The sequence below is a fragment of the Coleofasciculus sp. G1-WW12-02 genome (genome assembly GCF_040219735.1).
Lineage (GTDB): Bacteria > Cyanobacteriota > Cyanobacteriia > Cyanobacteriales > Coleofasciculaceae > Coleofasciculus.
Genome location: NZ_JAVJRX010000143.1, coordinates 1 through 20,117, shown reverse-complemented (window position 1 = coordinate 20,117; position 20,117 = coordinate 1). Strand labels below are relative to the sequence as shown.

The 20,117-nt window shown below is 45.1% G+C and carries 12 protein-coding genes; 3 read left to right on the top strand and 9 right to left on the bottom strand.

Features of this window, described 5'->3' with window-relative positions; all coding sequences use genetic code 11:
• Nucleotides 1-227 precede the first annotated feature (227 nt).
• Nucleotides 228-794, bottom strand: coding sequence for an alpha-ketoglutarate-dependent dioxygenase AlkB (locus tag RID09_RS23140; protein ID WP_446338268.1), 567 nt, complete (start codon nucleotides 792-794; stop codon nucleotides 228-230).
• A 220-nt stretch (nucleotides 795-1,014) separates the two neighbouring features.
• Between RID09_RS23140 and surE the strand changes: the two genes are divergently transcribed.
• Nucleotides 1,015-1,692, top strand: a complete 678-nt coding sequence (gene surE / locus RID09_RS23135; RefSeq protein WP_446338267.1) for a 5'/3'-nucleotidase SurE — start codon at nucleotides 1,015-1,017, stop codon at nucleotides 1,690-1,692.
• Here the strand turns inward: surE and RID09_RS23130 are convergent.
• From RID09_RS23130 to patD, 4 genes are all read right to left on the bottom strand, one after another.
• Nucleotides 1,684-2,949 carry a cytochrome P450 gene (locus tag RID09_RS23130; protein ID WP_446338266.1) on the bottom strand — a complete coding sequence of 422 codons (1,266 nt, stop codon included), beginning with the start codon at nucleotides 2,947-2,949 and terminating at the stop codon, nucleotides 1,684-1,686. The two genes, surE and RID09_RS23130, sit on opposite strands and share 9 nt — an antisense overlap.
• A gap of 201 nt (nucleotides 2,950-3,150) precedes the next feature.
• Nucleotides 3,151-4,803: an ABC transporter ATP-binding protein gene (locus RID09_RS23125; RefSeq protein WP_446338265.1), complete on the bottom strand. Its 1,653-nt coding sequence runs from the start codon at nucleotides 4,801-4,803 to the stop codon at nucleotides 3,151-3,153.
• Nucleotides 4,804-4,892: 89 nt separating this feature from the next.
• Nucleotides 4,893-5,477: a zf-TFIIB domain-containing protein gene (locus tag RID09_RS23120; protein WP_446338264.1), complete on the bottom strand. Its 585-nt coding sequence runs from the start codon at nucleotides 5,475-5,477 to the stop codon at nucleotides 4,893-4,895.
• 182 nt (nucleotides 5,478-5,659) lie between these two features.
• Nucleotides 5,660-6,019: a heterocyst frequency control protein PatD gene (gene patD, locus RID09_RS23115; protein ID WP_446338263.1), complete on the bottom strand. Its 360-nt coding sequence runs from the start codon at nucleotides 6,017-6,019 to the stop codon at nucleotides 5,660-5,662.
• A gap of 536 nt (nucleotides 6,020-6,555) precedes the next feature.
• On the opposite strand from patD, the gene RID09_RS23110 reads away from it, so the two are divergent.
• Nucleotides 6,556-8,811, top strand: a complete 2,256-nt coding sequence (locus RID09_RS23110; RefSeq protein WP_446338262.1) for a RelA/SpoT family protein — start codon at nucleotides 6,556-6,558, stop codon at nucleotides 8,809-8,811.
• 163 nt (nucleotides 8,812-8,974) lie between these two features.
• Here the strand turns inward: RID09_RS23110 and RID09_RS23105 are convergent, their stop codons facing one another.
• A complete protein-coding gene (locus tag RID09_RS23105) occupies nucleotides 8,975-9,832 on the bottom strand; it encodes a Uma2 family endonuclease (protein WP_446338261.1) in 858 nt (285 codons plus the stop codon).
• Between the two features lie 160 nt (nucleotides 9,833-9,992).
• Here RID09_RS23105 and RID09_RS23100 point away from each other — a divergent pair, with 160 nt between their 5' ends.
• Nucleotides 9,993-10,787, top strand: coding sequence for a DsbA family protein (locus tag RID09_RS23100; RefSeq protein ID WP_446338275.1), 795 nt, complete (start codon nucleotides 9,993-9,995; stop codon nucleotides 10,785-10,787).
• A 79-nt stretch (nucleotides 10,788-10,866) separates the two neighbouring features.
• Here RID09_RS23100 and RID09_RS23095 read toward each other — a convergent pair whose 3' ends face one another.
• The 3 genes from RID09_RS23095 to RID09_RS23085 form a co-directional block, all read right to left on the bottom strand.
• On the bottom strand, nucleotides 10,867-11,841 hold the full coding sequence (locus tag RID09_RS23095; protein WP_446338260.1) for a hypothetical protein: 975 nt from the start codon (nucleotides 11,839-11,841) through the stop codon (nucleotides 10,867-10,869).
• A 286-nt stretch (nucleotides 11,842-12,127) separates the two neighbouring features.
• Complete coding sequence (locus RID09_RS23090; RefSeq protein ID WP_446338259.1) at nucleotides 12,128-13,075, bottom strand: hypothetical protein; 948 nt, start codon at nucleotides 13,073-13,075, stop codon at nucleotides 12,128-12,130.
• A 337-nt stretch (nucleotides 13,076-13,412) separates the two neighbouring features.
• Nucleotides 13,413-19,556 carry a CHAT domain-containing protein gene (locus RID09_RS23085; RefSeq protein WP_446338258.1) on the bottom strand — a complete coding sequence of 2,048 codons (6,144 nt, stop codon included), beginning with the start codon at nucleotides 19,554-19,556 and terminating at the stop codon, nucleotides 13,413-13,415.
• Between the last annotated feature and the right edge of the window lie 561 nt (nucleotides 19,557-20,117).

The window sequence follows — 20,117 nt, the reverse complement described above, 5'->3', positions numbered from 1 at the left end:
TTTCATACCCTTGCACCGCTATCAGGAAAAATGTACCATTGCTCCCCCTGCTCCCCCTGCTCCCCCTGCTCCCCCTGCTCCCTACCCCCACCACAATACTTATTCAGCAGACCCTAAATTATAAAGGGGGTGGCTAACGCGGATTTGGTATTAGATGATTTTTAACGGGTGCATCTCATTTAAAATTTAGATTTTGGATTTTCTAAGCTTTACGGATTGGGTCAAAATTACTTATAGGGGAATAAAACCTCTCGAAACGTGAGCGAAACTCTCCGACTTCTGACTAACTCTTGACCTTGATACTTATCCTTTTTGCGAGGAGGAATGCCATGTTGCCACTGATAGCGGGCAACCCCTTGTAAAATGAGTAAACTTCCAGGTAATAAAAGAAAAGGAATCTGGGTTTGAGTTGGCGCATGGGTTAAGTTCATCACACAACGACTCCCCAAACTCAGGGAGATAATTGTATTACCAAAACAGGGAATGCAGTCAACATGATTGGTAATTCCTTGACCGGGTAAATACTCATTGACAATCAGTTGATCGGGAAGAATTGGGGTTACGCGATCGCGAACCAGTCGTTGTGCCAGTTGATCTGCCCAATCTGGCAATTCTCCCAAGTAGCTGGCAGAGGCTAATGTCCGTTTTTGATATTCATAGCGATACCCATAATGTTGCACTCGGCGTTTTAATTGGGTTGACCATTCCTGTTGGTCGATAATCTCCAGTAATTGATTTTGCTCCTGGGTATTGATATAATCGGGAATATAGTTTAGTCCAGGTATATCTGGCACAATAGATTCTGAGTTATTGTCTACATCGAAGTTGATAGATTTTGACGATGGTATCATTTTCTATAAAAATTTAGTCTATAATCCGATTAAGTAGCCCATGTAATTTTAACATATTCAAAGATATTAATAGATTCATTAGTATGCTTGTAGTAAGGGCTTTAGCCCTAGAAACGATTTACCGCTATGCTAGAACATTGGTGTTATCCGTTATGCCCATAAGATGACTTTAATTCTCACCAATGATGATGGAATAGATGCTCCAGGGATTCAAGCACTCCAGCACGCCGTCAAGGGTAAGGGCGTCATCGTCGCGCCTCAAACCCATTTATCCGGTTGTAGTCATCAAGTTACGACGCATAAGCCTATCCATGTCCAACAGCGCTCAGAATTTACCTACGCGGTAGCCGGTACCCCCGTCGATTGCACCCGTCTCGCCCTGAGTCAACTGGTGCAAAATCCTCAATGGGTACTCTCTGGGATTAATGCAGGCGGTAATCTGGGGGTAGATATCCATATTTCCGGTACAGTCGCGGCGGTACGGGAAGCTGCAATTTTGGGAATTCCGGGGATTGCGATTTCCCACTGGATTAAACGCCCCTTGGTAATTGATTGGCAAGTGGCTAGTCGTTGGACAACCAGGGTGTTAGGGGAGTTATTTCAACATCCGACTCCTCCAGGTACGTTTTGGAATGTCAATTTACCTCACCTAGAACCCGGTTCTCCAGAACCCGATATCGTATTCTGTAAACCAAGTACTCAGCCCTTACCCGTTAACTATGTTGTAGAGGGTGACCACTATTACTATAAAGGAGAATATGCCAAACGCGATCGCGCCCCTGGTACAGATGTTGATATTTGTTTTGGGGGTAGTATCGCCGTGACTCTCCTGTCACTGTGAGTCCCCATTGAACTCAATATAGAGCTGCTTAAGCCCTCGCAAAACTATATTGGGTTGGTGCTTAAGATCATTTTTTCCAGGAGCCAAGCGGATATGCTGCAGCCGCCGCAACAGCCGCTTGTAGGCAATTTGCATTTCCTTACGAGCGAGCATAGCACCCACACAAAAATGAATGCCATGACCAAATGCTAAATGACTGCTGGCATTCTGGCGGCATAAGCTGAAATTCTCGCCATCAGGAAATTTCATCGGATCACGATTCGCTGAGTCGAAGCGCACCATAACCAAGGAACCTGCTGGAATAGAAACTCCCTCTAGTTGAGTATCCTGCTGCACAACTCGCCACATTCCGGCTGTGGGACTTTCCATGCGTAGGATTTCCTCAACCAGGTTATCCACTTTAGCTGGTTCTGCTTGCACCGCCTGCATCTGCTCAGGGTTCTGGATCAGTAAAAGCATACCACCTGCCAAGGCATTGGTAATAGTTTCATTCCCCGCCACGAGCAACTGTTGGAGGATGTTGAGCAACTCAGCCATATTCAGCGCTCGCTCCCCGGCTATTTTGGCTTGAACCAGATCGCTGATAACATCATCCTGCGGTTGTTTTCGGCGTTCCTCAATCCGATTGTGGAAATAATGTTGAAATGCGACAACGTCTTTGGCGCATTCTATTTCCTGCTCTTGGGAATTCATCTGACTCATGCGGATAATGAATGAATCAGACCATTTTTTGAACTTGGGCATATCCTCCTGAGGTACGCCTAATTGAGTGGCGATTACTTTTATCGGTAAGGGAGAAGCAAAGGAACTAATAAATTCACATTCACCCTGATCAATAAAGCCATCAATCAATTCATCGACAACCTGTTCAATATCATCCTGTATCTTGTTGACACGGGAAGCCGTAAACGCCTTATTGACTAGCGCTCGAAACCGCTCATGTTCTGGTGGATCAGCCGTTAGTAAGGTGTTCACTTGGGGCCAGCCTTGGGCGTAGATCTCCTGGAGTTTTGCATCCTGTGCTTCTTTTCCAGCTAGCAGAGTCGAAAAATTGCTGGAGAACACCTCTACATTGTGCAGAATTTGCATCACCAAGTCGTAGCGGGTGACGAGAAAAAGCTTGACGTCTGGCATTGGTGCTGGCAGTTCCATCACGGGTGCTTGCTCCCGCGCCAATTTGTAGAATGAATAGGGACATTCGATGACTTGAGGGTCAAAGAAGTTATAGTCTTCTAACGGCTTGACCTCTTTGTTCATTTTCTCTTCCTCTGGGTTGAACTTACTCAATGTTACTATTTAGTTAGTCACCTTTGTAGGTTGGGTTGAGGTACGAAACCCAACGCCATCATTAACTGGAAGAGTTATTTGCAAAACTGATGCTCCCAATCTAGAAACCTGCGTCTGGGCGGGTTTGGTTACATCTGGATGTAACCGAAACGATAGTAGTAAAACCCGCCCCTACACTGCCAATAATGGAGCGGCTTGTAATAGGGTTTGGGTATAAGGATGCTGGGGATTGGTAAACAAAGTTTCCGTTTTTGCCATTTCCACAATCTGACCCCGATTCATCACCGCGATCGCGTCACAGAAAAACCGGGCTACCCAAAGATCATGGGTAATAAATAAATAGGTTAACTCAAATTCTTCTTTTAGCGATCGCATTAATTCTAGTACCTGCGTCTGCACAGTTGCATCCAACATACTCACGGGTTCATCACAGATAATCAAACTGGGGCGAGTAATCAACGCCCGCGCGATCGCGACTCGTTGCTGCTGTCCCCCGGATAAGTCCCTAGGATAGCGGTGGTAATAGTCTGCAGGGGGAGTTAAGCCCACCCGTTCTAGCATTTCCATCACCTGATGTTTCGCTTCTATGGGTGTCGCCAAGTTGTGGATAAACAAGGGATCAGCAATACTATCACCCACTGTCATTAAAGGATTCAGACAAGCCAACGGATCTTGAAAAATCATTTGAATATGTCGCCGCATCTTCCGTAGAGATTTCCGGTTCAGTTGGGTTAAATTTATGCCTTGAAATTCAACAGTACCAGAGGTGGGCGGAATGAGTTGCAAAATGGTGCGCGATAGTGTACTTTTGCCACATCCCGATTCTCCCACAAGTCCCAAAACTTGACCCGGATACAGGTCAAAGCTAACCTCATCCACTGCTTTGATAACTTGAGGAGAGCCCGAAAACAATTGGGCAATAAAATTTTGTTCTAAGGTGAAATATTGCTTTAAATTTTGCACTTGGAGAATGGGTGTCTCTAGAATGTTCTCCCCCGGCGTAGAGACGTTGCATGCAACGTCTCTACATTGTTCGTGATCATTCACCGTTTGCATAAGCAGCGCCGCTTGCAGGAGCGATCGCGTATACTCATGCTCAGGGTGGTGTAAAATATCCCCGACTGCCCCCATTTCTACCAGTTTGCCCTCATACATCACCGCCACGCGATCGCAGTATTCCCCCACCATTGCCAAGTCATGAGAAATTAACAACAGCGCCATATCCCGTTCTTGGCAAAGTCGCGTCAGTTCCTGTAAGATCTGGGCGGATACAGTGACATCTAAACTTGTGGTTGGCTCATCAGCGACAATCATCTTAGGATTGAGTAAAAGGGCGAGTGCGATCGCGACTCGTTGCCGCATTCCACCACTAAATTCATGGGGATACTGTGACCAACGGTTAGCGGGTATCTTCACCGCTTCTAGGGTTTCAATTGCCTTTTGCTTACTTTCAGAACGCGATAAGTGAGGTTGATGGGCTTGTAAGGTTTCCAGACAATGATCCCCAATCGTCATCAAGGGATCAAGACGTGTCATCGGATCTTGAAATACCAGCGCCACCACTTCCCCGCGAAACTGGCGCAGTTGAGTTGGGTTCAATTCAAAAACAGAGTGTCCTTTAAATCTAATTTGCCCTTTAATCTTGGTGGCTTTTGGCAATAACCGCATCGCCGCGCGTCCCAAAGTGGATTTGCCACACCCCGACTCTCCCACCAATCCCAATCGTTCTCCGGGATTCAGGGTAAATGAGACATCATTCACCGCCCAATAGTCAGGATTACTCGGATAGGCAATGTGTAAATTATCAATACAAAATAAACTCATAAGTCAATTGTAGGGGCGGGTTTAGGCACTCAAAACCTAGCTTTCACCTTCTGCACCGCCAGGGCGTATGATAGCGTCGATCAAATAGCCTATTTCGGATTGTGTCGTTGCCAATTTCCGCCGACGCGCCGCATCAGGTAAGCGACACCAAAATCCCCATTGGGATGTTCCGCTAATTTTTCCCCCAACTCAATCACCTGCGCCGCTAAATCACTCCCTAATTTGTCAACCGTGGCTTGGCGTTCTTTTTGCCAAAGGTGCTGTTCTCGTGCTTTACTCTGCCATTCGTTGGTAAACAGTTGCTCAATTACGGTATGGAGTCCCAAACTTTCTAGAATGTCCCACTCCCCGTAATCGCACCAAATCCCGCGACAGTGAGAACACCGTTCCACATAAAAGGGCGTCTTGAGATTAACTTTAGCGCGAGAGAGATAGCGCTGGCACTCTGGACATAATGCGGCTTTGGTATCGAAAGGTGACTTGACAAAATTCACATTTAATGAATTTGGGGTAAGATCAGGCATTCTCTGAGCAGACGGTTGATGGGCTTGCCATGCTTCATACTCTTTGGCAGGAATCCAAGTGCCTTTACACTCTTGGCAATACTTCACGGCAAACTGATGCTCTAAATAGCCGTCTAAGAGTGGGACTTTTCTACATTTGGGACATTGCACCGATTTTCTTCCTCAAAACACCTGTCCTTATTAAAACTCAAAACTCAGACGTAGCATTCTATGTCTCTACAGGGTTGGGGCGGGTTTAATTACATCTGGGTGGCAAGAAACGATAATGGTAAAACCCGCCCCTACACATTCAAAACTCAAAACGCCCCCCTCGACAGGACTGGACGAGAGCGCTACAGTTGAAGCATGACACCACAGTATTGGATCAGGGTGTTCAGGCGATCGCGGATGATAGCCACCCTAGACTGAACAGTTGCAGAATGTCGCGCTGTCCGCAACATTAGTATATCGGTTTCTAGCAGTCGGATATGTCTATGGATTTCGGTTTGCCTAGACTGCCATGCTGAGACTTGTTCCTCATTGACCTCATCGGGATTGAGCGTGATAATTCGCCCTTGAAAGAGCTGTTTCACCGCCTGGAAACGCTCCTGGATCTCGGTTTTGTCTAACTCTTGACTCTGGGTGCTCTTGTGCAGGGTCTCTAGGACTTGTTGAAAGTCCTGATAGGATTGCCGTTGGGAGGGGACTAACATTATGAGACAGGTTGGTCTAGAATAAACGTAAAGAATCTTGTATTTTTGTTTATAAATGCAAGAATTTGCCACCAAGCTGAGGATCAGGTTTGAGTCTGAAAGTCAGCTAGTATTCTCATTGCAGAGCAACCAACGTGAGGAGGAGCCGTAATGGTGGTGTGGTACTGCCAAAACGGATTTCCCCTAAAACAGTTGCTGTTTGCTATTTGCTGTCTTAGCAACCCGCTATTGACAACCATCTGCAAAAAACCTAGGGTGTTGGCTTCAACCAAGTCCTTTGGTTATTCAAGATTTCCCTGGAAATAAAGTCCGTGACAGAAGCGACTTGTTGCTTGTGTACCGAATCCGAAGGATAGATATTTGGTAGTTCATGTTACTATTTCTCATCTAGGTCTAATTACTATACGGATAGTCTAGGGAATTTTGACCCGTTTCTGGAATTCAAAAAAGCCAATAAATATACCACTAAATAGAGATCTTACTGCCATTACCGTTCAACCATCCTTATTATTGATAAATCTATCAGGGAAAAAATTATGAGTGCAACTGTCCTAACCACCACCTATAACCTAGACGTTCCCGACTGGTTGCAGGACTGTTTATCAACAGCCTCTGCCACCTCTGACCCATCAGCGCCGGATGAGGCGGCGTTAGTGGTGCGGGCGTTTGAATTTGCTTACCAACTTCATTCACAACAGTATCGAGCCTCTGGAGAACCCTATATAGCTCATCCTGTGGCGGTTGCTGGCTTATTAAGAGACTTAGGCGGCAACAGTACCATGATAGCGGCGGGCTTACTCCATGATGTAGTCGAAGACACGGATGTCACCCTCGAGGAGATTGAGTCAATATTTGGTGCAGAGGTACGCCATTTAGTCGAAGGAGTCACCAAACTCTCTAAATTTAACTTCTCCAGTAAAACCGAACGCCAAGCCGAGAACTTCCGCCGTATGTTCCTCGCCATGGCGAAGGATATCCGGGTGATAGTGGTGAAGTTGGCAGACCGCTTGCATAATATGCGGACACTAGAACATCTTAAGCCAGAAAAACAGCGTGCGATCGCCCAGGAAACCCGCGAGATTTTTGCCCCCTTAGCCAATCGCTTGGGGATTGGGCGGTTTAAATGGGAGTTAGAAGATTTATCCTTCAAGTATCTTGAACCTCATGCTTATCGCAAAGTACAGGAACTGGTTGCTGAACGGCGTCAAGACCGGGAGGAACGATTAGCCCAAGTTTCGCAGATTTTGCGAGAGCGCCTTACGGAGATGGGCATTCAATGTATGGACTTGAGTAGTCGTCCTAAGCATCTTTATGGAATTTATCAGAAGATGCAGCGCCGCAACAAGGAGTTTCACGAAATTTATGATTTAGCCGCGATGCGGATCATCGTTGAGAGCAACGAAGAGTGCTATCGCACATTAGCTGTCGTCCATGATGCCTTTCGACCGATTCCAGGTCGGTTTAAAGATTATATTGGCTTACCGAAACCCAATCGTTATCAGTCCCTACATACAGGGGTGATTGGCTTCCATGGGCGTCCCATCGAAGTGCAAATTCGCACCCTGGAAATGCATCGAATTGCCGAATATGGGATCGCTGCACATTGGAAGTATAAAGAAACCGGGAGTTCTGATCCGACCCAGATTGGTGACGACGATGATAAGTTTACCTGGTTGCGGCAGTTGCTGGAATGGCAGAATGACCTGAAAGACGCCCATGAATATATTGAAAGTGTCAAGGATAATTTATTTGACGATGATGTCTACGTCTTTACCCCCGATGGAGATGTGGTATCCCTGAGTCGGGGCGCAACCCCCATAGACTTTGCCTATCGGATTCACACCGAGATTGGCAATCACTGTGCTGGGGTGAGAATTAATGGTCAGTGGCGAGTCCTGGATACGCCGTTGAAAAATGGGGATATTGTAGAAATTATTACCCAGAAAAATAGTCACCCCAGTTTAGACTGGTTAAACTTTGTCGTCACCCCCAGTGCTAGAAACCGGATTCGCCAATGGTACAAGCGATCGCACCGGGATGAAAATGTGGCGCGAGGTCGAGAATTGCTGGAGAAGGAACTGGGTAAAAATGGATTTGAATCCTTGCTCAAATCTGAACCCATGCAGTCCGTCGCCGAACGCTGTAACTATCAGAATTCTGAAGATTTAATGGCGGCGTTGGGGTATGGAGAAGTCACCCTGAATTTAGTGGTCAATCGGTTGCGCGATGCGGTGAAAGCTTCACAACCTCTGGAAATTGAACCCGCAGAAATAGAAAATTTAGTTCCACCGCTACCGACAGCGAAAGCGGCGAGTGATCAGTGGACGGTTAAAGGCGAACCCATTGCGGGCGTCGAGGGATTAATGCATCGGATTGCTGGGTGTTGTAACCCGGTTCCCGGCGAACCCATTATTGGTACAGTCACCCGATTGCGGGGAATTTCGATTCATCGTCAAGGGTGTCCCAATGTAGAAAATATTGAGGGAGATCGATTAGTTCCAGTGAGTTGGAATCCGAGGGATCAGGAGAGTGGGCGTCCCCAAACCTATCCGATTAATATTCAAATTGAAGTGTTGGATCGAGTCGGAGTTTTGAAGGATATTCTCTCCCGCTTAAGTGACCATCATATCAATGTGCGGAAAGCTCAGGTGAAAACTCAAGACGGTAAACCCGCGCTGATTGATTTGTGTATCGATATTCGGGATTACGGACAATTGCAGCAGAGTTTCGCTCAAATTAAAAAGATGAGCGATATTTTGAATCTGCGGCGGATCAGCGATATTAATGAATGAACAGGTTAAAGTTTTAGAGACGCTTCTTGAATTGCGTCCGTAGGGGCGGGTTTTACGACTATCGTTTTTTACCTCACCCAGATGCAACTAAAACAGCCCCTACACATTGGTAGGGGCTCTTTTCACGACTATCGTTTCTGACTCAGAATTAAAGCGCGATACGTTAGGACAAAGTGTTGGGATCAATTCCCAACTCTTGCAATTTTGCCATTAACGCCTGATTGCGTTGCCGTTCTTCCTCTAGGTTGTTGGTCATCGCGTCAGCGCGTTGGCGTTCTTGTTCGGCGCGTTGGCGTTCTTGTTCGGCGCGTTGGCGTTCTTGTTCAGCGCGTTGGCGTTCTTGTTCAGCGCGTTGGCGTTCTTGTTCGGCTTGTTCCGCACTCCACAGCAACAGGTTTCCCGACTCGTCCCACCAGCGTAACCAATGGCTTGTTGAGCCTAATCGAGTGCCATACCAGATACCTAAAAATAGTCCCAATTCAGGAATCCAATAGCGTCCTTCCGCTGTGGGTTGTTGCAATACGTATCGATTATCTTGTAACCGACGGACTTCTAGGATTAGTTCTAGGGGATTAAAGATGACATAGGTGGGAACTTGCAGAATTTGCTCATAGAAGTACAACTTACCATAGGGAAACGTTGGTCGTACTGAGTATTCTCCTGTTTCCGTTTCTGACAAAAACTCCATGACTATCCCAACTGGACTTCCTTCCCGATTGGGGGTATAGCTGCGACGAATTACGCCTTCTGCAACCGGTAATACCTGGGGTACATACAGCCAGTCTGGTGCTTTGACCACGATTCTCCGATTTACCGTCGCCACAAGCCCAAAATTAGAAGCGATTAACATTTGCGAATTCAGGCGATTGGCTGCACCTAAGGCGTCTGTCACTGCGGCGGCGAGGGGGGGTTGTTGAATGTTTTCCACGGGATCATCAGGCAGGATAAAATCGTCGGGAAGCTTTTCCCAGGTAACTAGGGGTTCTTGGCGTTTGGTGGAGGTTGGAGTTTGCAGAACCATCTGAGATTGTTTAACCTTGGCGGTTGTTATATCTTCTTGTAGCGCTAAAGCGCCGACTACGAACGGAACGGTGCGATCGCAGTATTCCCTATAAACTAAATCTTACCTCTTGCCCGCCCGATACAATCAACAATGAACCATGAACCATGAACATTGCACCATGTACCCATTTCGGCTTTGTGCGATCGCGCTCTCTCATCTTTCCCGGTTGACTCAGACAATTGTGGGACTATTGCTCCTTTTTATTACCTTACTCGGCTGGTCTTCCCCGGTTCAAGCCGCTAACCCAGTTAGTCCCCAATTTGAAGAACAAGTGTTGCAAGTGATTCGCGAACACCCAGAAGTAATTCTGGAATCCGTTCAGGCGTATCAGCAGCTTGTCCAACAGCAACTCCAACAAGCCCAGCAAGCGTTTGTTGAGGAACTTAAAACGAATCCTCAAGCCGTTATTGGGGAGTCACCCACCACGGGGGCGTCTCAGTCCAAGATTGTCATGGTGGAGTTTTCCGATTTTCAATGTCCCTATTGTGCTAGGGCGCATAAAACGGTGCAACGGTTTATGGCAAAGCATCAGGATCAGGTAACGTTGACCTATAAGCATTACCCTTTAGCCTCAATTCATCCCCAAGCTATCTCAGCAGCGAAAGCAGCATGGGCGGCGTTTCAACAGGGGAAGTTTTGGGAGTATCACGATGTGCTGTTTACTCAGCAGGAAAAACTAGGGGAATCATTTTATATTGAAACAGCCAAGGGTTTGAAATTAAATGTAGACCAATTTAATCGCGATCGCAATAGCCAAGCAGCAGAAACGGCGATTAGTCAGGATATTCAGTTAGCTGAGAGTTTGGGAATTACTGGGACTCCCTTTTTTGTGATGAATGGGGAGGTATTCACCGGAGCAATAGAACTAGAGGAGATGGAGAAACGTTTCACTCGGGTTAAACAGTCGTTATAAGTAGGGCTTGCTGAATCAGTATTGTGGTGAAGGGAGGGAACAGGGGAAGTAAAGGGAGAGATTTAATTTTCCCACCTACTTAAGGCGTAACCTCTTGTAGTTGGTTTCCGGGATTAAGTTCTGATGTTTTTTCATTCGTTTCGGTAAAGATGAACGGTTCCGTAGAAAAAGGATCAGATGATTTCTCTGGCTCCTCTGACTCCATCCTCGCCAGTTGAACGGTTCTCTCAACTTCTTCCTTAAAATGCTGCTTTTGCGAATATTCAGCCCTCTTAATTTGAGCCGTATCGTAGGCGGATGTACCTGGTGGAATCTGCGACAGATAGTTCAACGCGCCTTTAAAATCTCGTTTGGCGGCTTGGTTATAGGCTTGTTGTAAAAGATATTCCGCTTTAATTCGTTGTTTTTCTTCATATTCGGCTAACTTCGGTTGAATTGTAGCCGCCGTTGTTGTCTCTGGGGGAATTTGGTTGAGCAAGTTCAAAGCGCCAATAAAATCTTTTTCTTGGGCTTTGGCGTAAGCTTGATCCAGTAATTGTTTCGCTTCAGCTTCTAACTCAGGTTTGGCTTGTTCAACCAGTGACTCAACTTTACGCCGCCAGAAGCGCACCCCATCCATTTGGCGAGCAGCTTCCAAAACATCTCGCCATCGCTTCTCCTTGAGAGCTTGTTCAGCGGCTTGGTATTGAGCTGCTGCTGTGTGCCATTCCCGCCGCCACCGTTTGAGGCTGGTGATAGAATCCTGGTATAAAGCACTCTCTTGGGGAATCGATTTAACCAGTGCGATCGCCTGTTGAAAATTTCCCGCATCATATTCTGCCCTCGCCCGTTCTAATCGGTCAAGGTCAGGGTTGGATGGAACAGCATTCAACAGAGAATAAAGCCCAAATGAGATCACCACAGTATTACAGGCGGCTAGACTCACTCCCATACCCTTTAACAGAGGGGGTAGCTGGAAAAACCAACGGAAATCAAATAGCGTCGATTCGGTTTGGGGTTCTAATACGACTCCATCCGATGGTTTTGTGTTACTCACTGTAGACTGCTGCTCCATACAACCTATCCAAAACACTTATCTTTGTTGCATTTCGGTGTTTACTTCCTGCTGCTTCGGGGACTCTTGATTGCTTACCTGTGTTCAAGTCACCCTCATTTTCCATATTTCTATAGATGAACAATTTTTCCGGAATCCCAGGTACTGGAATTAATCGCCGCCAAGATTGACTTTAGGTTAGTTATGTGTATAAAGGGTTTAAAACGCGATCGCACCCTTGGTAATCAGCACATCTACACAAGCATCTGCTGCAACTAAGAAATTCTCCAACCTACTAAGAATGGGCTTATTCTTCATTCGATGACTCTTGTGGAATATCTAACAGTGGCGAGTTACCCAGAGCATCAAGTCTTGCCCAATTAAAGCCAATGTGGATTTCATGGAGTTGAGCTAATCGTTGGTCAACCGAAAGAATAAACTGCTCAGCATCAGGGCGCTCAAACTCTTGAGTGACTTTTGGTACTTCAGTGATCACGGTTTCTGTTGCCAAAAAACTGTAAATTTTATTTCTCAACGCTACATATTCTCGGTATTGCTGGAAATTTTTCATAAAGTTTTCTTCATATTTAAAAATTCGAGGAATTTCTCGAAAAAATAATGCACTGGTTGAAGCCACGAGAAAAATAGTAATCAATCCTTTATTCGCTTGTTTCCATCCCTCACGAGTAATTATAAACAAACAAATCCCCGCTCCTATCCCCGCACCAGCAGCTAGAGAAGTCGTGGTGTAGTAGCGTCGATAAAAGGATTTCATGATTTGTTCATGGATTTCAATCCGGGCGTGTACTTCTTGAAGCTGTTGATCTATTCTCTGAAGTTCAGCCTTAGAAAAGCTTGCTCCATTGGTTGATGGCTGAAAGGAATTTGCCGGATATTTTAGCGGTTTATTTGAGTAGTTTTGCCAATCTGATAGCCACTGATTAGCTCGGTGTTCAGCCACTCTTTCTTTAGAGAAATAAGCTCCAACTAGAATAGCCAACAAGGTTAAAATAATCAGAAAATGTCCCATTACAGTTGGCTGCCCCTGCTTTTGCTCATCATATTGGAGCAGAGCGATTTTTAACCCTCTCCACTTCTGGCGAGAATTTCCCCGTTCTTCAATGGCTTCGGTAACTTCTATAGAAGCGGCTTGATTGACAGGAACAGAGGTATCATTTAGTGCAGAGGCTAAGGATTGGAGTTGATCTTTAGCTTCTGCACTAGAATTCGGTGTTTGTTCACAAGGCTGACTCATGGGGATATCCTCTCCAGGCAGGTTAATAAATAATGTAGGAGGGAAACTTATATCTGTTCTGTGTTTGGATGATTTATCCTCCCTCCACTGAAACAGCTTGAATATAGGTCTTACTCATCTTTATGACTGATATCCGAAAAGTTGGCGAATATTTGTCACATCCTGACTTTTTACGGGAAGTCTAGAAACCTCAATAGGGGCGGGTTTAGTCACATCTTTTGTGCAATCGAAAAGATAGTCGTGAAAAGAGCCCCTACAGGTTACTTTTCACGGGATCTGGAAAACCTCTCTCCATCCCCCCTCGAAGGTTATGAAGGGTCAAAACTCCCCCATCTCTTTACCAAGGACTACCAATCATCGTAAACGCCGCCCAGTAGTAAGGATGAGAAAAATCTTGATTACCTCTGCCTTTTAGTTCCGGGGGTAAAGGAATTCCCCCCATATCAATACCGTGTAATTGACCATTCTCCAGACGCACCTGTCCCCGTAGCATAGCAACTTGGGCGCGTTGCAATGCTTCGGCTTTAATCGTCACTTCCGGTTGACTCAATTGCCGATAAAACTCACTCATCAGCACCAATGTACTGCCATCATTGACATACCAGAGACTGGCTAAGGCAGATTTCACTCCTGCATTCACCGCTAATCCCGCAAACCCTAACTCCGCATTCATATCGCCAATAGCGGTACGACAAGCACTTAAGACTAATAACTCCACTTGAGGCGACTGATTCCAACCGATTTGCCTTAGCTGATTTAACCGGAGTTTTTCATCCCAGAGTTGAATATAGGAATGACTGGGGTCATTTGGTCGGAAGTCGGCGTGAGTGGCGAGGTGGATAATCTCAAACTGCTGACGTTGTTGTTTCAGGTTATTTAGGGTAAATTCTTCATTTAAAAACGATTTACCAGACCATAATTCCTTAGTAATAATCTGCAATTCCTTCGGTACAGCGGGAAGCGGGGGTAAATCTTCAAATTTAGACGCTCCCATGGCTAAAACTTGGGCATTTTTGATTGTGTTATAGCGGCGATTGGTGAGACTAATGCTGGGTATAGAACCAATTGAATATTTTTCTACAAGAAATTGATTGCCATCGTGAAGTGCTGCCATGGGAATTGTCCGTAAACCTGCGTCCATAGAAAAGATCAGCGTATCAATTCCCTGTTCTTCTAGCTCAGATTCTAGAGGGGCAATCATCCAATTATAAAGTTGTTGGGCGGGGGCGAGGTAGGCTTTGGGGCGATAGGCATCGGTGACGGTTTGGCGAAATTCTATCAAGGTTTGCTGTAATTCTTTGGCATTGGCGGTTGGGATTCTCTTGCGAATAGGATAACCTTGAGGAAGAACTAACAGCAGTTCTAGATGGTTGGTCAGTGAACGTACATAGACAACGCCAGAACTCTTTCCCGTTTGCTCCTTTAGAGTGATTAGGGTGTCTCGCAAGCCTTCGGCGGTGATGATTTCATGGCTTAGATTTTGCTGGAAATACTTCTCAAATTGCTCCTCAAACAGTTGGTCAGTCTGACCCACTGATAATGAAGTCTCAAGATTGATCGCGAGAGTTCCTGGAGTGTAAAAGCGCTGCACAATCCTTTTTTCTCCAGTTTCTGGATCTTCCTCAATTTCGATTTCGGCTTCTAAACCCTGCCCAATTAGATTGTTTAAAGACTCACTAATATCTACGTCTGTCTCTAGTTTGGGTTTGGCTTCTCGAATGAGTGATTCATCGGGAATGAAAGGGACAGGGGAAGATAAAATTTGTATCCGTTCTTCATCCTGGGTATGGCTGAAGAAATAGACTTGATTGGGTACAATGGTTTGGTCTGGTGTAGTATCACCTCGAGTCATTGCGCCTCGGATACCGTTGGTTTGGGAATTACCAACAATAAATGGCATGATTCCCCCATGACGGATAATAATGCTGCCACCGTCTGTTCCTCCAGCCGCAGAAATACTGGCATTGATACCATTCTGGTCGATGAAAGATTCAGTCGCCCGGAAGAAATGGTTGGTTGTAATTTCAACGTTTCCGCCTATACCATCGAAACCCTGAGTATTAATGTGGCTAACCCTAATAGTGTCATCAGCATTTAGCTGAATATTACCCCCATTACCAGCAGCAGAGGTGTCAAGAATACCTGTGGCAATTTGTCCGTTGTTGCTGAACAAATTAATCCCGCCAGGGGCAGTAATATTACCCGTTGTGATGGTATTTTTTGCTGTGATATTTATCCCTTCAATATTATTGGTGGTAATTTTACCTTCAACTTCTAAACGTTGCAACGGATTCAAACTACCAACCTGATCATTAAACTGAACAATACCACCACCGGGATTAAGGGTGAGATCGTAGGTTCCGTCAACCGTGCTATTAAAAATAATCATACCGGAGTTGGGGATACTCACAGAGAAATCTCCAGGTAAAATCAGGGGACGATTGAACGTAATCTGGTTACCTGCATTAAGCGTAATTGGTCCTGGAGTTCCAGACGCAGAACCCGAGTCTAAATCCCCAGTTGTGATATTGTTACGGGCGTTGAGTGCGATCGCGCCTCCTTTGCCTATACTTGATCGTGTGTAAATTGTCCCCGCATCAGTATTAATATTTCCCGAAAGACTCGTCAGCGTCACCGCTGCACCTGGATTATTAATATTACCTGTGATAATATCTTGGTTCGCCAGTAGCGTAATAGTTCCGTTTCCGGTTAAAGTAAACCCAGTGGTATTGATCGAACCATCACCCATTGGCGATCGCAACGTCACCGAGTCATTAAACGTAATATCATCAGCTAGGGTAATTGCACCACTGCTGTCACTACGTCCTATAGTGATAGACTCGAAACCATTTTGCAAGGCGTTGATATCACGGGCTGACAGGTCTAGCTTTTCTGTGTTAGTATCTGTTGAACCATTAATCGCGATCGCGTGACTGGGATTAAACGGTTGTAAGGTCAAATTCCCATTCCCTGCTACATTCCCGAAAAAATTAATTTCGTCACCCGTTAATTGAATATCGCCAATAATAGTAACGTCATCACCATAGCTTTGACCCGATTCTCCAGTTGTTATCACATTTCCACGAATTTGAGTGATACCCCCTGCATCGGTAGTCAGACTCTGAACCGTTACAGAACCCTTAAATTGAGTGATACCCGTACTATTGACGCTTAAGTCTGCCAAATTAATCCGATTACCCACGCTATGATCAAATGTAATAGTACCCGTACCCGAATTTAGGGTCAGGTTTGGGGTATCAGCCGTGACACCATTAAGCGTATTGTTAAAGATAATATTACCGCCAACCGTCATACCTGTGGTCGTAAATATTGTATCCGGTTGGAGCAGAGTAACATTACCATTAAAGCTGATATTACCACCGTTTCCAGAACCCGCTGAGGTATTAATAGAACCCGGATTGATAGTGTGAGCCGTAAGATTAATCTCTCCACCATCCCCAGTTGTGGCGCTAGTGTCGAGGATTCCCCGATGAATGTCGATAGTCCCGTTATTACTGGTTAGGGTAATTTTCCCACCTGAATTAATAATATCGCCAGTAATAATATCTTGGTTCGCTTGTAGCTGAATCGTGGCGTTATCGATTCCGGTTAAGGTATAATCGGCAGTATTTATAGAACCATCACCCATCCGCGATCGCAAAATTACTGGATCATTAAAGGTAATATTATTAGCTAAGCTAATTGTGCCACTACTATTCGCGCCACCAATAATAATTTGTGAAAAGCCATTTCGCAAACTAGCCAGTGCATCAGTATCCAAATTTAATGTGCCAACAGCAGTATCGCCAATCGTGATTCCTAAACTGGGGGTTAACGGTTGTACCTGTAATTGTCCTTTACCCACCACGTTAAACGTATTATCAATATCTAGCTTATCTGTCGTTAGCGTCAGGTTTCCCGTTTGTGTTCCTTGTCCCAAGACTCCATTTTCAGCTAACTGAATTCCATAGGAATCACTTCCAGTACCACTAATACCAATTACATCTACTGTTCCGCTATTGGTTCGCACCTGAGACGATTTCCATATCCGTACTCCTTGATTATCACTTGTACCCATCCCGCCAGTACCATTTAATATTATAGTTCCAGTTCCAGTGGCTTCCACAATGGAATTCAAAGCAACTTCTACCCCATCGCTAGCAAAAGTTGAACCTTGTCCGATTCCCGTCAAATTAATATCGCCATCGACTGAATGAATTCTAATATTACCAACACCCAAAACAATACCATCATTGGCTTGAGTTCCTGTGCTACTTCCTGTACCATTAAAGGTTATATTACCACTCCCTTTGGTTTCGACAGTGGGACCCATACCACCGGAAAAGTTATCAACTCGAATGCCACTATTTTCATTTCCTGACCCTTGTCCTATTCCTGTTAAACTAATATTGCCATCGATTGAACTGATGTTAGTATCTGCTTCTAAAAGAAAAATTCCCCGATTGTCATTTCCCCCCATCCCGCCTGTTCCCCTCAGCGTGATATTGCCCGTAGTGCTTTGAATTATTACCCCGGTTGTGACTAAAATACCAAGGGCAGAATCTGTACCATCGAAGCCTTTACCTGTAATCGAAATATCACCTATACCCGAATTGAGTTGAGCACCCTGAAGATAGACACCAGAAGCTTCAACTGATGTAGTTTTACCTGTACCCACAGCAGGATTGGTCAACGGATTACTACCACCCCCCAGAATAATATCGCCGCCATTAGAATTGATAACTGAACCAAAGTTGAGAAAAATAGACCCTGCACCACTCCCATCTCGGTCAGCATTGAGAATAACATCTAACTTCCCTATATTATTAGCTGTTATATCTGCACCAAAATCAAAATTAATACTATTATTCGCTTGTAAATTTAGGGCAGTATCAGCCGTCCCTGAATACCTGATATTCGCATTCAGATTAATATCGTTATCGGCAAAAAATGTCAGGGACGAGTCACTACTCCAAGTAATCGGATCATCTACAGTAATCGATCCCGCACCTGACAAACCGGAAGCTGTGGAAACGGTGACATTACTTAAAGCCAATTGATTTTCCAGAGTCGTCGTATTCAGTGTAGATGGAGTCGTCGTAGTGTCGGAAAATATACCCCCAGCAAACATCATACTCCCGCTATTCGTTGCGGTACTAATCGTAATATTTGTTGGGTCTAATAATAGCGTTCCTACATTACCAGCAGGCGCTAACAAATCAGCCACGCCTTGAAAATTCAAAACCTGTTTTCCTGAAACTTCTACAAACCCCCCATCACCGCTATTAAATCCACCACGGGCGCTAATGTTACCCAAAAATTGGGTAATTTCATCTGACCAGAGAATCACTTGTCCACCATTACCATCAATAAGTGCATCCGCATTAATCACTGAATTGCGACTCACAAACGTATGTAAAGCATTGGGAATAGTACCGCTTCCCTGATACTCTCCGCCAATCCGTACTGTACCCCCACCATTTGCACCAGAGGCATGAATCGTCGCATCAACAAGTCCCACTTTATCGCCCAAAATATTAACCTCACCCCCAATCTGTGGTGAAGCTGAAAAGTCTGGCGTAGATACATCTAACTTACCGGAAATAATCGCTGTTCCGGCTTCAGTGGGTAGAGTTATCTCAGATTCAGTTAACTGCACTTCGTTAGTTTGAGAAACAGTCAATCCCGTTTCTACAGTCTCCGCTGTACCCGTTAGCAATATGGGCAAATCTAGGGGATTTAGCTGTAGCGCTTCATCGGTATTACTTGGACGTGAGGAAATCTCCAAACTTAATAGGCTCCCCGGTTGACTAATGCGGACTAAATTTTGACCCGGTACAGCCGCAACGGTAATCGTTCCCCCAGGTGCGGTGAGTTTACCTGTGTTAATCACAGTACCCCCCAAAAGGGTTAAATTCTGCCCCTCGGCTACCGCTAAATTACCAGCATTCACAATACTCCCCACCGGGGAAACATCAAAGACAAATTGATTGGGAACACCCACTAAACTTTGGTATTCATTGTTACCCAAAGCATTGAACCAATTATTATTGCCAAACCCAATACTCGTAGCCGTGGTTGCTGTGAAATCAGCCGGAACATTTAACCGGGCGTCTGCACCAAAAACAATTCCCGCTGGGTTCAGTAAAAATATGTTAGCATTGCTCCCAGTAACTTGGATTAAACCATTAATAATCGACGGATCACCCCCCATCACCCGCCCTAAGATATTGCGAGTCTGGGGATTCGCCAGAAAATTGGCAATCTGACCGGAATCGAGTCCAAACTGCTGGAAACTATGAAACAGATTTGCCCCATCTGCGGAAACGCTACCTCCCTGAATATCAAAGCGGTTACCATCTGGTGTAACCTGGGTTCCTGTTCCATCAGTCGCTGGTGTAATCGGTTGGGAGAATAGCGGCGTCGGTGTGAACGCTGCTACTAAGCAGAAGGGGATAAGCAGTCGATACACGGTTTTCATGGCGATTGTTCCCTATCCAATTATTAAATCTCTACCCGGTAAACCTGTTGCATTCCTGAAATTGAAATTATTATTTTTATAACACAAGTAATAGTAAAATAATTGAGTATTAATCAGTATTTTTGAGGTTAATAATACTTTAGAACTGGCTCTCCCGTACTTGTGGTGGAAAAGCCTATATTAGTGATAGCTTCCCTAAAAACATTGTTTTGAAAGTCTTGCCCCACAAAGTTTCCAAGAATAATCAGGTTTGCTTATCACCCTAGGTACGGGAGAGCCAATGAACAGGCGGAACTCGTGCGCCTTGACAATCTTTAACTCACTGAACAACATTTATGTTGCCATACTCACTTGCTTATTGGCTCTCCCGTACCTAGGGTGATAAGCAAATTTGATTATTCTTGGAAATTTTGTGGGGTAAGACTTTTAAAATAATGTTTTTAGGGAAGTTATTATTAATATAGGCTTTTTCACCACAAGTACGGGAGAGCCAGTTCTAAAGTATTATTAACCTCAGAAATACTGATTAATATTCAATTATTTAATTATTATTTTTATAAC